The sequence below is a fragment of the Polyangium jinanense genome (genome assembly GCF_028435265.1).
GTDB classification, from domain to species: Bacteria; Myxococcota_A; Polyangia; order Polyangiales; family Polyangiaceae; genus Polyangium; species Polyangium jinanense.
On record NZ_JAGTJK010000031.1, the window covers coordinates 111380 to 124181 of the forward strand.

Below are 12802 nucleotides of genomic sequence, written 5' to 3' on the forward strand. Positions count from 1 at the left end.
AGGGCCGAACCATGTAGACTGCGCGCCGTCCATGAAGAATCGCGTATTTTTCCCGCAGGTCGCGCTCGACGAGTGGCTGGGTGAGGAGAGGGTCGACCTCAAGAACGACGAGCTGACGATCAAGAGCGAGGGGCGAAAATACCGCATCATCGAGGCGATCCGCATCATGAGCGAGGTCAGCGGCTCGCCCGACAGCCACGAGCTGCTCGGCAAGGTGAAGTCGAAGGCCTTCCTCGCCGAGCTTGGCGCGGAGATCCTGGAGACCTCGATGATCCTCGGAGACAACGCGTACGACGTCGTGCCGGGATTCGTGGGCGCACCCGTCGGGACTTTCGCGGACCACCAGCGCGGCGGGCCCCCGTCGCAGACCCGGAACCTGACGACCGACGAGGATCTGCTCGCGGCCTTCCTCGCCACGAAGCTCTGATCATTCGATAGGCAAGGGCGCGCATCCGCCTGCCGTCGCACCCAAGACGCGCTACCTTCTCCCGCCATGACGCGCGCTCTCTCCACGGGGACGTTCTTCGTGGCCGTCCTGCTCTACGGAGCAGCGAGCGCCCTCTTCTTCCTCGACATCGCTCGCAAGGAGACGCGAATCGTCGCGTCGATCGGCTCCGTGCCGCCACCCCGGCGCTCGTCGTGGGCCGCGATGAGCCTCGGCGTGGCCGCGGCGTTTCACCTCGCGTACGTGACGTTCGCGAGCCTCGTCGCGCGCGTGTGCCCCGTCAACTCGGTGCATTTCTCGCTCTCCATGGCCTCCATCCTGGCGATCGCCGTGTACCTGCCGGCGCGGCGTCGCGTCCGGATCGACGCGATCGGGGTCTTGCTCGCGCCGCTCGGGCTCGTCTTCGTGCTCGGCACGTATTTCCTCGGCCAACCGGCGCCCGCGCACGCGATAAGCCCGGCGTTCCTCGCGCTGCACGTGCTGGCGAACCTCGCGGGGACGGCGCTGTTCCTGCTCGCGGGCGGCGCGGCGATGCTCTACCTCATCCAGGAGAAGCGCCTGAAAAAGAAGCGCACCGATCGCCTGCGGATCGGCAATCTGCCTCCGCTCGAGGTCCTCGATCAGGCCGTGCACCGCTTCCTCGTCGCGGGCTTCCCGCTGCTCACCCTGGGCGTGCTCACGGGGACGATCTGGGCGAAGAGCCTGGAGAGCGGCACCGTGGAGGAGATCCTCCGGGCCGTGCTGGGGTACGCGACGTGGCTCGTGATCGCGGCCGTGCTGCTGCTGCGCGCCGCGGCAGGGTGGCGCGGGCGGCGGGCAGCGTACGGGACGATCGCGGGGTTCTGCTGCGTGGCCGCGGTGCTCGTGGTCTACCTCGTGCGGCCCGTGGTCGAGCTCGGCTCGCCGAGGATCGGAGGCTAGGGCGAGCGTGATCGTCGTCGTTGGTCTCTCCCACAAGACAGCGCCGATCGCGGTGCGCGAGCGGCTGGCGGTGCAACGCGACGCGCTTGCCGCGCTCTACGAGCGGCTCCTCGCGGATCCGGCGATCGGCGAGGCCGTGGTGCTCTCCACGTGCAACCGCGTCGAGGTGTACGCCGCGCCGCCGCGCGGAGGTCTCCTCGAAGCGGCGAGCCGCGCGACGATCTCCGCGCTCGTGGCGATCGGCGGCGACGCGGTCGCGATACACCTCGGGCGCAAGGAGGGCGGGGACGCGGTGCGGCACCTCTTCCGCGTGGCCTCGTCGCTCGACTCGCTCGTCGTGGGCGAGCCGCAGATCCTGGGGCAACTGAAGGACGCGATCGAGCTCGCGCGGGAGAACAAGGCGCTCGGACGAACGCTCGGCAAGGCGATGCTCAGGGCGGTTCGCGTGGGCAAGCGCGCGCGGAGCGAGACGGCGATCGGCGAAGGTCAGGTGTCGGTGTCGAGCGTGGCCGTGGATCTCGCGCAGGAGATCTTCGGGGATCTCGCGGGGCGCAAGGCCGCGCTCGTGGGCGCGGGCGAGATGGCCGAGGCCGCGGCGAAGCTGCTCGCGAAGGCGGGCGCGAAGATCATCGTGCTGAACCGGAGCCCGGCGCGGGCGAAGGCGCTCGCGGCCGATGTGTGCGGCGAGCCGCGCGGGATGGCGGATCTCGAGCGGACGCTCGGCGAGGTCGACATCGCGATCGGCTCGACGTCGAGCCCGACGCCCGTGATCACGGTGGATCTCGTCAAGCGCGTGCGGAAGGTGCGGCGCGGCAAGAGCCTGTTCTTGATCGACATCGCCGTCCCTCGCGACGTGGAGCCCGCCGTGAACGACCTCGACGGCGTCTACCTCTACGACGTCGACGACCTCTCGCAGATCGTCGCGCAGTCGCTCGAAGGTCGGGCCGCGGAGGCGGCGCGCGCCGAGGCGATCGTCGAGGAGGAGGCGCGCGCGTTCGAGCACTGGACGCTCGAACGAGAGCTCACGCCGACGATCGTGGGGCTCTTCAACCGGACGCGTGCGGTGTTGCTCGCCGAGCTCGAGCGAAGTTTTTCCGGGCGCCTGAAGCACCTCGGCGCCGCGGAGAAAGAGGCGCTGCTCGTCATGGTCGACGCCGCGACGAACAAGCTGCTCCACGCGCCGGTGACGCGCCTCAAGGAGCTCGCGGGCGACGCGCGCGCCGAGGGGTACGTCGAGGCCTTGCACGATCTCTTCGACCTGGACCTCTCGGCGATCTCGGCGATCTCCCTGGAAGGCGGCAACGGCAGCGCGATCGACGGAGCGATCTCGCTGTCACCCGCGGGCACGAACGGCAAGGCGCACGCGCCTGTGCAGGCTTCGTCCGCGGGCTCGTCGTCCGCGGTGGCGCTCGCATCACCCTCCCCGCGCGAGGTCGCGGGCGCAAAGGATCTCGGATGACTCGCCTGACACTCGCCACCCGACGCTCCGCCCTCGCCCTCGCCCAGTCCCGCGCCTTCGCGCGCGCCCTCGTCGAGGCATCGCCCGGCCTGACGGTCGGCGAGCTCGAGGTCGTCACGTCGGGCGACAAGATCACCGATCGACCGCTTCAGGAGGTCGGCGGCAAGGGGCTCTTCGTGAAGGAGCTCGAAGAGGCGCTGCTCGATGGGCGCGCGCACTTCGCGGTGCACTCGTACAAGGACGTGCCCGCCGTGATCCCCGACGGGCTCGTGATCACGTGTGTCCCTCGGCGCGAGGATCCGCGCGACGTCTTCATCACGCGGACGGGCGCGACGCTCGCGGAGCTGCCTGCGGGGTCGCGTGTGGGGACGTCGAGCCTCAGGCGTGCTGCGGCGATTGGTCTCGCGCGACCGGACCTCGTGATCGTGCCGCTGCGCGGGAACGTGGACACGCGGCTGCGCAAGCTCGACGAGGGGCACGTGGATGCGATCGTGCTCGCGCTCGCGGGGCTTCGGCGTCTCGGCCTCGAACGACGCGCGACCGAGATTCTCGATCCGGCCGTGATGCTTCCTGCGATCGGGCAAGGCGCGCTCGGGATCGAGTGCCGCGAGGTCGACGCGGAGACGCAGAGCGCGCTCGCGCCGCTCGACGATCCCGAAACGAGCGTGCGTGTCGCAGCCGAGCGTGGCGTGATGGTCGCGCTCGGGGCCGACTGCCGCACGCCCGTGGCGGCGCACGCGGTGCGCACGGACGAGGGGCTCTGGATCCGGGCCATGATCGCCGAGGCGGACGGGACGCGTCCGCGGATGGGCGAGCGTCGCGTCGCGTGGCCGAGCGTGGCGGCGGAAGCGACGCGTGTCGGGCTGGATCTCGGGCAGGAGCTCCTTCGCGCCTGAGGGCGCTCGCTTAACTTGCAGCCGATGCTGGGATACGTCGCGATCGTCCTGCACGCGCACCTGCCCTGGGTGCGGCACCCGGAGCATGCGCGTCCGCTCGAAGAGCGATGGCTGCACGAGGCGCTCTGGGAGTCGTACCTGCCGCTGCTCGACATGCTCGCGCGGCTCGAAGCGGATGGGATCGCGGCGCGAATGACGGTGTCGGTGTCGCCGACGCTCGCGGCGATGCTCGCCGATCCGCTGCTTCGAAAGCGCTTCGTCCTGCACATGGATCGGCTCGAGAAGCTCGCGGCGCAGGAAGAGCGGCGGACGAGCGGCGACGCGGCGCTGCGCCCGATCGTGGCGTTTTACCGGGCGCGGATCGAGGCGACGCGCGCGACGTGGGAGCGCATCGGCGGCGACGTGCTCGGCGCTCTTGCAGGCCACGAGGATCGCGGCTCGATCGAGCTTTTGACGACGAGCGTGACGCACGCATATCTGCCTGCGCTCACGCGTTCGTCCGCGCGCGCGCAGGTAAAACTCGGCCTGCGCGCGTTCGAGGCCCTCGCGGGGCGAAGGCCGCGCGGACTGTGGCTGCCCGAGTGTGGGTACGATCCAGCGCTCTTGCCGGAGCTTTCCGCGGCGGGCGTGGGGTACACGGTGCTCGACGCGCACGGCCTCGAGCTCGCCTTGCCGCGTCCTCCACGCGGCGTGCTCGCGCCGATCCTCTCGCCCGCGGGCGTCGCGTTTTTCGGCCGTGATCCGCAGGCCTCGCGAGAAGTCTGGTCACGCGAGGCGGGATATCCGGGCCACGCGGACTATCGCGACTTCTACCGCGACATCGGCTTCGATGTGCCGGAAGCCGCGCTCGCAGGAGACATCGGCCCGGAGGGCACGCGCCTCATGACGGGCCTCAAGTACCACCGCATCACGGGCTCCGGGCCGCACAAGGACCTCTGGGATCCCGCCGCGGCCGAGGCGCGTGCGCGCGCGGACGCCGCGCATTTCGTGGCAGAGAGGGCGGCTACGCTGCGGGCCGTGCAAGGCCGAGGACCGCGGCCCGTCGTGGTCGCGCCGTACGACGCCGAGCTCTTCGGCCACTGGTGGTTCGAAGGTCCGATCTTCCTCGAACACGCGCTGCGCGCCCTGCATCACGCGGAGCTCGCAGGCGAGATCGCGCCCGTGACGCTTGGCGCTTACCTCGCGGCCGAGCCTGCACTCACGGTCGCCGAGCCCTCGGCCTCGTCGTGGGGTGAGGGGGGCTTCGGCGAGGCGTGGCTCGGGCGCGCGCTCGATCCCGACCGCACGGAGGGCATGTCGCCCGCGCACCTCGTGCGGCACGTGCGCCACGCGGAGCAGACCGTACAGGGGCTCGTGCGGGCGCGGCGCGGGGCGGACGGGCTCGCAGGGCGCGCGCTCGATCAGGCGATCCGCGAGCTCGTGCTGCTGGAAGCGAGCGACTGGGGCTTCATGATCCGGCGCGGCGAGATGGCGGCGTACGCGGCGGCACGCGTCCGCGCACACGCAAGCCGTGTGGATCGGCTCTGCCGACTCGCGGGGCGGGACTGGATCGGCGAGGGCGAGGCGCGGTGGATCGAGGCGACATGTGAGCGGACGCCGTTCCTCGCCGAGCTTGAAGGCGAGCGCTTGCGCGACGCGTTCGACGCGTGAAGCGCCATCTTGGGCCTTGTCGAGCCGCCCCTGGATCACGGATGCTCCTCTTCGCGATGCGCGCTCGTTCGAGTTGGCCCCGTTTTGCCTGCCTCTTGCCGTCGTGCTTCGCGGTCGCGTCGCTCGCCTGCGGCAGTGATCTTTTCCACGCGACGGACTGGGCCACGCTCTGCGACACGAATCCGACCGCGAAGGGCTGCGCCGGAGAGGGCGGTGGCGCTGCGGGATCGGGCGGCTCCGGGGGCATGGGCGGCTCTGGGGGCATGGGCGGCGCAGGCGGGATGGGCGGCGCAGGCGGGATGGGCGGCGCTGGGGGCATGGGCGGCGCTGGGGGCATGGGCGGCGCCGGCGGTGCAGGCGGCACAGGCGCAGGCGGGCCGTGCATCCCGTGCGCGAACCTCGTCGGCGCGAGCGTGGCGAAGCCGCCCGTCGATGTCGCGGTATGCCCGAGCTCGGTCGACGTCTACGCCTTGCTCAACGAGTGCCGATGCAGCGATACGAGCGTGTGTTACCCGAGCTGCTCGCTCACCCCTGCGTGCGGCAACACCGCGACGGACGTGGCGGCGTGTGATGCGTGTGTCGAGACCTCCTGCGGCCCGTACGTCCTCTCCTGCCTCGCGCGAAAGACGCCCTGAGCGGCACGAGTTGACAGCGATCGCCGCGCGCGGAGACGATCGCATCATGCTTCGCTTCGATCACCTGCTCGGGCTCGGTCTCGCTGGTTTCGTCTTCGCGGCTGCGTGCGGAGGTGGAGGCGACGGCAACGCCGCGTCGTCGTCGTCGGGAGGCGGCTCGGCGCCCGCGTGTACCACCGACGCGCAGTGCGGCGCGAGTGATCCTTGCAAGACCGCCGCGTGCGTCGCTGGAGCCTGCGTCGAGACCCAGGCGCCCGCGGGCAAACTCGTCCTCGATGGCCTCGTCCCCGGCGATTGCAAACGCAAGCAGTGCACGGCCGAGGGCACGATCGAGGAGGTCGTCGACGACACGGACAAACCGGACGACTACAACCCCTGCACGCTCGACACGTGCACCGGGGGCATGCCGAGCCATGCGACGGATCCCGCGATGGAGGGCGCGCCGTGTGGCACGAACAACCAGATCGTCTGTTCCGCCGGTCTGTGCGTCGGCTGCAACAACGAGGAGCAATGCCCGCAGGGCGGCGTCTGTCACAAGGTCGTCTGCAACCCCATGGGCGCGACGAATGCGTGTGGCCTCGAGATCGACGTCGGCAAGCAGGTCTCGAACGCTGACCCCGGGGACTGCCTGCGCGCCGTTTGCGACATGAACGGCCTCATCGTCCCGGCGCCCGCGCCGCTGGACGTGCCCTTGCCCGACGCCAACGAGTGCGACGTCGAGTCGTGCGGCGAGAACGGCGCCGTCGTCCACACGCCGCAACCCGACGGCACCACGTGCGGCGGATCCACGACGTGCAAGCCGAGCTCGTGCTCCACGGGCGCGTGCGTGCAGATGCCGTTGCCGGGCACTGACGTCGTCACGGAGACGCAGGTGCCTGGCGATTGCCGCACCACCGTGTGCGACGGCATGGGCGGCACGCTGGATCAGCCCGACGACATGGACGTGCCGCCCGATCCGACCGCGACCGACTGCACGGGCCCCGTGTGTTCGGGTGGCACGCCGTCGACGTCCCCCAAACCGCAGGGCACCGCGTGCATGACCGCGGGCGCCACGATCGGCATGTGTGATGCGAGCGGCAACTGCATCTGACGTCGCGGGCGCGACGTGATCAGAACGTGACGCGAAGGCCCGCGGACGTCGGGCCCACGAGCAGGCGCAGGCTCGTCTGCGGCGCGGCCGGCGTGGTCGTGGAGGGCGTGGTCTCGTCGCTCTTCACGGGCACGCGCTTGCTGCCGATCACCCACAGCGGCACGCCCACGCCGAGCGCCACGACGCCGGTGATCAGGATGGCGTAGCCCACGGCTTGTTGCGTCTCGTCGGCGCGCGTCTCGCAGATCGTGGGGCCGAAATCCGAGTCGCAGTAGATCGGGATCTGGTTTGCCGCGGTGCTCGCGATCGCCGATCCGGCGAGCACGCCGACGATGCCCGCGGTCGTGGCCAGGATGCCGCCGACCATCATCGGCGTGCTCTTGCGCTCGTAACGCGGAGGCGGCGGCTGCGGCTCGCCGTAGTACGGGCCGTAGTACGGATATCCGTACGGATACCCTTGCTGCGGCGGGCCGTATCCAGGCGGAGGCGGTCCGTACTCGCCACCTTGCGGCGGGATGTATCCGGGCGGAGGCGAGCCATACCCTTGCGGATAGCCGTATCCCGCGGGCGGAGGCGGCGCAGGCGGAGGCGCAGCTGCGCCCGTACCACTCGGCGGCGGCGCGCCAGGAGCGGCGCCGGCGGGCGCGCTCGGCGCGGGCGGAGGTGCGGCGGGCGGAGGCGCGGCGGGCTGCTGCGCGGGGGCCTGTGCGCTGCTCGGCGGAGGCGGTCCCGGCGGTACGTTCGCGTGCGCAGCGGGGCCCACCGCAAGCACGGAGAGACCCAGCGCGGAGGCGGCGACGCACGCGAGGGAAACGCGCGTTCGGCGAGCGGGAGGCGTCGCGCGAAAAAGCTCCGGATCCGGCAACGTGGGCATCGAAGACTGTCCTTTCGAAAGGAAGGGGCTCGTGGGCGAGGGGAATCGAGGCCCCGCGGCTGTGCTCGCTTTACGATAACGAAAAACGAGATGCACGTGGCGCGTCAAGCGTGCTCGCGCGGGCGGCCGTGATCACTCGTAGGCATCCTCGGCGGGGCGGCTCTGCGCCTTCGGCGCAGCGGCCTTGCTCGTCCCGCTCTTCGGCGCGGCTTTCGGCTTGTCCGCGGGGGCCGCGGCCGGCTTCGATGCGGTCTCCTTCGTGGCGGGCGCCTCCTTCGTGGCGGGCGCCTCTTCCACCGTCACCGTGGCGCTCGCCTTCGTCGGCACCTCGTCCGCGGGCTTCGGCGCTTCCATCGGCGCGGCCTGGATCGGAGGCAGCGGCAGCGACGCGGGCCTCGTCTCGGGCGGGGCCTCGGGCTTCGGCGCGGGCTTCTTTTCCTGCGTGTTCGTGGTGGGTTTGTCCGGCTGAACCGTCGGAGACGAACCGCCTCGCCCGAGGTAGACGAACACGAACGCGATGGCCACGAGGCCGAGCAGCACGAGCACCGCGTGCTCCTTCTTCGGCCCCTTCTTCGCGGGCTCGATCGCCTTGCTCGTGCTCTCCTCGCGCTCCTTCGCTGGCGTTGCCTCGGCCGCTCGTGCGCTTGCCTTCGTGGGCTTCTTCTCGGCCTTGCTCTCCGTCTTTTTCGTCTCGGGCGCAGGGCTCTTGCTCGTGTCGCCCGAGGTGTTCTTCGGGGCGGTCTTCGTCGGCTGGCGCGTCGCTGCGGGCGCGGCTACGCTCGATGCGCTTGGGGACTCCGTGGGTTTCGTCCCGCTCGGGGCGGCCGGCGAGGGCTTCGCCGGGCTGGCCGTCGGGGCGGGCTTCGGGACCGAAGTGGAGACGGACTGGGAACGTGCAGAGCGCGCTCGGGTCTCCTTGCGCTGGGCACGAGAAAGCTTTTTGCTCACGATCCGACGCTAACCGAAGCGGGTTCGATCAGGCAAAACCTCGGATCCAGGGCAAGAAAAGCAACCTGGTCCGCAAGTCCGTTCTCGGACGGCTTGACATGGCCCCTTCGCCGAGTATCCTCCGCGTCCCCCGATTCCGGGTAGACGAACCACCATGCCGACCATCAGCCAGCTCATCCGAAACGGCCGCGAAGCCGCTCGTTACAAGACGGCCTCTCCGGCGCTCAAGTCCTGCCCGCAGCGGCGTGGCGTGTGCGTCCGCGTGTACACCACGACGCCGAAGAAGCCGAACTCGGCCCTCCGCAAGGTGTGTCGCGTGCGCCTCACGAACCAGATGGAGGTCACGAGCTACATCCCGGGCGAGGGGCACAACCTGCAGGAGCACTCGGTCGTGCTCATCCGCGGGGGGCGCGTGAAGGATCTGCCGGGCGTTCGTTACCACGTCGTGCGTGGCACCCTCGACGCCTCGGGCGCCGCGGGGCCGAGCTCGACCAACAAGGCGACCCGCAACCGCAAGCGCTCGAAGTACGGCGTGAAGCGTCCGAAGAGCTGAGCGCTGCTCGCTCTCGAGAGCCCCCGATCACAGTCCGCCAGAAGGAAGCACCATGCCTCGTCGACGTGAAGTTCCGAAGCGCAGAATCATTCCGGACCCGAAGTTCAAGGACAAGCTCGTCGCCAAGTTCACGAACTCGCTCATGTTGAGCGGGAAGAAGGCGACGGCGGAGAGCATCCTCTACGGAGCGTTCGACGTCATCCGCGACCGCTTCAAGGAGGAGCCCATCGAGGTCTTCCGGAAGGCGCTCGACAACGTCAAGCCGAAGCTCGAGGTGAAGAGCCGGCGTGTCGGCGGCGCGACGTATCAGGTCCCGGTCGAGGTTCGGCCGGAGCGTCGCGTGGCGCTGGCGATGCGGTGGCTCGTGACCTATTCGCGTTCGCGTGGCGAGAAGACGATGCGCGAGCGCCTCGCGGCGGAGCTCATCGACGCGGCGCAGAACCGCGGCAACGCCGTGAAGAAGAAGGACGACACGCACAAGATGGCGGAGGCGAACAAGGCCTTCGCGCACTACCGCTGGTGATCGCCAGCACGTAGAGCGGTCGGACACGGCAGGAGATACGTCGAGCGAGATGGCGAAGGCGACATAAGGATCGGGTTACGTGCTCGAACATGGCGGCGCGAGGCGCGCCGCCAACGAACGTACCCCGACACCCTCTCCAGGTTCTCGAAGCGCGCCAAACGGAGGCGGGCAGGGCTGGAGAGGGTGTCGTGCGTTCGGGGTTCGAAGCGACGAACGGCGCGAGCGACGACGGCGCAGACGAAACGAGCAACCGAGACCGACGCCTCAGACATCAGCAGAGACAAACCGACCGCAGGAGGAAGCAGTGGCCCGCGAATACAGCCTGGAGCGCACGAGAAACATCGGGATCATGGCCCACATCGATGCGGGCAAGACCACGGTGACCGAGCGCATCCTCTATTACACGGGCGTCAACTACAAGCTGGGCGAGGTCCACGAGGGCGCTGCGACCATGGACTGGATGGTCCAGGAGCAGGAGCGCGGGATCACGATCACGGCTGCGGCGACGAACTGCTTCTGGGAGCCGAAGGAAGGTCCGTTCGCGGGGATCCGGAACCGCATCAACATCATCGACACGCCTGGCCACGTGGACTTCACGATCGAGGTCGAGCGCAGCTTGCGCGTGCTCGACGGCGCGGTCGCGGTGTTCGACGGCGGCAACGGCGTCGAGCCGCAGAGCGAGACGGTCTGGCGTCAGGCGGACAAGTACCATGTCCCGCGGATCGCGTTCATCAACAAGATGGACAAGATCGGCGCGGACTTCGACATGTGCGTCGACTCGATGAAGGAGCGGCTCGGCACGAACGCGGTGGCGGTGCACTACCCGCTCGGCGCGGAGGACAAGTTCCGCGGCGTCATCGACATCGTGCGGATGCGCGCGGCGGTTTTCGACGACGAGACGAAGGGCGCCGAGTACAAGTGGGAAGCGATCCCCGCGGATCTCGAGAAGAAGTGCAAGGAGCTCCGCGAGCGCCTCATCGAGGCGTGCGCGGACGCGAGCGACGCGGTGATGGAGAAGTTCGTCGCCGGCGACATCGCCTCGATCACCGAGGACGAGATCTACGCGGCGATCCGCGCGGGCACCTTGAGCTTCAAGCTCGTGCCGGTGCTCTGCGGCTCGGCGTTCAAGAACAAGGGCATCCAGCTCTTGCTCGACGCGGTGATCCAGCTCCTGCCGTCGCCGCTCGACATCCCGCCGGTGCAGGGCACGGATCCGGACAAGAAGGACAAGGTGGTGACGCGCAAGGCGGCGGACAACGAGCCGTTCGCCGCGCTCGCGTTCAAGGTGATGAACGATCCCTTCGGCCACCTCACGTACTTCCGGGTCTACTCGGGCACGGTCGAGAGCGGGTCGAGCGTCCTCAACTCGACGCGCGGCAAGCGCGAGCGTTTCGGGCGCATCCTGCGCATGCACGCGAACAAGCGTGAAGAGGTCAAGACCTGCTACGCCGGCAACATCTACGCGGCGGTTGGTCTACGCGACACGCGCACGGGCGATACGCTCTGCGAGGAGAAGCACCCGGTCGTCCTCGAGCGGATGGAGTTCCCGGACCCGGTCATCTCCATCGCGATCGAGCCGAAGACCAAGGCGGATCTCGATAAGCTCGGCGTGTCGCTCCAGAAGCTCATGTTCGAGGACCCGTCTTTCCGGACGTACACGAACGAGGAGACGGGGCAGACGATCATCGCCGGCATGGGCGAGCTGCACCTCGAGATCATCGTCGACCGCTTGAAGCGTGAGTTCAAGGTCGACGCGAACGTCGGCAAGCCCGAAGTCGCTTATCGCGAGACGGTGACGCACAAGGTCACCAACGTCGAAGGCCGGTTCGTCCGGCAGACCGGTGGGCACGGTCAATATGGTCACGTCGAGATCGATCTCGGCCCTGCGCCACGCGGCGCAGGGTTCGTCTTCGTCAACGACATCACTGGCGGCATCATCCCCAAGGAGTTCATCCCCTCCGTGGAGAAGGGGATTCGAGACGCGCTCGGGCGCGGGGTGCTCGCTGGTTATCCGGTGGTGGACGTCGAGGTGCGGCTGCACTTCGGCAGCTACCACGAGGTCGACTCATCGGGCCCCGCCTTCGAGGTGGCAGGCTCGATTGCGTTCCAGGAGGCAGCCAAGCGCGCGGGCCTCGTGCTCCTGGAGCCGGTCATGTCGGTCGAGGTGGTTTGCCCGGAGCAATACCTCGGCGACGTCATCGGCGACCTGAACAGCCGTCGCGGGCGGATTCTCGACATGGGGCAGCGGGGAAATGCGCGCGTCGTGCGCGCGGAGGTTCCGCTCGCCTCGATGTTCGGCTACGCGACGGACGTGCGTTCAAAGACGCAGGGCCGCGCGACGCACACGATGCAGATTTCGAATTACGCACCAGTCCCGGTCGCGATCCAGGAAGAGATCGTCGCCAAGCAGCGAGGTTAGGCAATGGCCAAGGAGAAATTCAGTCGAACGAAGCCCCACGTGAACGTCGGCACGATCGGTCACATCGATCACGGCAAGACCACGCTCACGGCGGCCATCGTCAAGGTCCAGTCCAAGCAGAAGCTTGCGAAAGAGATCAAGTACGCCGACATCGCCAAGGGCGGCACCGTTCGCGACGAGACCAAGACGGTGACGATCGCGGCTGCGCACGTGGAGTACGAGTCGCCGAAGCGCCACTACGCGCACGTCGACTGCCCCGGCCACGCCGACTACATCAAGAACATGATCACGGGTGCCGCGCAGATGGACGGCGCGATCCTCGTGGTCAGCTCGCTCGACAGCGTCATGCCGCAGACCCGCGAGCACGTGCTTCTCGCGCGCCAGGTCGG

At 69.1% G+C, this 12802-nt stretch carries 13 protein-coding genes; 11 read left to right on the plus strand and 2 right to left on the minus strand.

What is annotated here, in order from left to right; all coding sequences use genetic code 11:
• The first annotated feature begins 31 nt into the window (after positions 1-31).
• The 7 genes from KEG38_RS37305 to KEG38_RS37335 all read left to right on the plus strand — a co-directional run bounded on the left by KEG38_RS37305 (position 32) and on the right by KEG38_RS37335 (position 7096).
• Positions 32-427 (plus strand): hypothetical protein, encoded by a 396-nt coding sequence (locus tag KEG38_RS37305; protein WP_272425186.1) that lies wholly within the window; start codon positions 32-34, stop codon positions 425-427.
• Between the two features lie 66 nt (positions 428-493).
• The gene (locus KEG38_RS37310; protein ID WP_272425187.1) at positions 494-1366 is read left to right on the plus strand and encodes a cytochrome C assembly family protein; all 873 of its coding nucleotides are present in this window, start codon (positions 494-496) and stop codon (positions 1364-1366) included.
• Between the two features lie 7 nt (positions 1367-1373).
• Entirely contained in the window at positions 1374-2825 is a 1452-nt protein-coding gene (hemA, locus tag KEG38_RS37315) for a glutamyl-tRNA reductase (protein ID WP_272425188.1), read from the plus strand.
• Entirely contained in the window at positions 2822-3721 is a 900-nt protein-coding gene (gene hemC, locus KEG38_RS37320; RefSeq protein ID WP_272425189.1) for a hydroxymethylbilane synthase, read from the plus strand. The genes hemA and hemC overlap by 4 nt, the downstream gene beginning before the upstream one ends.
• Positions 3722-3745: 24 nt before the next feature.
• Entirely contained in the window at positions 3746-5371 is a 1626-nt protein-coding gene (locus KEG38_RS37325) for a glycoside hydrolase family 57 protein (RefSeq protein ID WP_272425190.1), read from the plus strand.
• 56 nt (positions 5372-5427) lie between these two features.
• The gene (locus KEG38_RS37330; protein WP_272425191.1) at positions 5428-6006 is read left to right on the plus strand and encodes a hypothetical protein; all 579 of its coding nucleotides are present in this window, start codon (positions 5428-5430) and stop codon (positions 6004-6006) included.
• A gap of 46 nt (positions 6007-6052) precedes the next feature.
• The gene (locus tag KEG38_RS37335) at positions 6053-7096 is read left to right on the plus strand and encodes a hypothetical protein (RefSeq protein ID WP_272425192.1); all 1044 of its coding nucleotides are present in this window, start codon (positions 6053-6055) and stop codon (positions 7094-7096) included.
• A gap of 19 nt (positions 7097-7115) precedes the next feature.
• On the opposite strand, the gene KEG38_RS37340 is transcribed toward KEG38_RS37335, so the two are convergent.
• Both KEG38_RS37340 and KEG38_RS37345 read right to left on the minus strand, forming a co-directional pair.
• Positions 7116-7970 (minus strand): hypothetical protein, encoded by an 855-nt coding sequence (locus KEG38_RS37340; RefSeq protein WP_272425193.1) that lies wholly within the window; start codon positions 7968-7970, stop codon positions 7116-7118.
• 132 nt (positions 7971-8102) lie between these two features.
• Positions 8103-8918 (minus strand): hypothetical protein, encoded by an 816-nt coding sequence (locus KEG38_RS37345; protein WP_272425194.1) that lies wholly within the window; start codon positions 8916-8918, stop codon positions 8103-8105.
• A gap of 154 nt (positions 8919-9072) precedes the next feature.
• On the opposite strand from KEG38_RS37345, the gene rpsL reads away from it, so the two are divergent.
• The 4 genes from rpsL to KEG38_RS37365 form a co-directional block, all read left to right on the plus strand.
• Positions 9073-9471, plus strand: a complete 399-nt coding sequence (gene rpsL / locus KEG38_RS37350; protein ID WP_136932396.1) for a 30S ribosomal protein S12 — start codon at positions 9073-9075, stop codon at positions 9469-9471.
• Positions 9472-9523: 52 nt separating this feature from the next.
• Positions 9524-9994 carry a 30S ribosomal protein S7 gene (gene rpsG / locus KEG38_RS37355; RefSeq protein WP_136932397.1) on the plus strand — a complete coding sequence of 157 codons (471 nt, stop codon included), beginning with the start codon at positions 9524-9526 and terminating at the stop codon, positions 9992-9994.
• A gap of 304 nt (positions 9995-10298) precedes the next feature.
• Positions 10299-12413, plus strand: a complete 2115-nt coding sequence (gene fusA / locus KEG38_RS37360) for an elongation factor G (protein WP_272425195.1) — start codon at positions 10299-10301, stop codon at positions 12411-12413.
• A gap of 3 nt (positions 12414-12416) precedes the next feature.
• Positions 12417-12802, plus strand: a 386-nt coding sequence (locus KEG38_RS37365; RefSeq protein WP_272425196.1) for a GTP-binding protein, incomplete at its 3' end; no start/stop codon positions are given.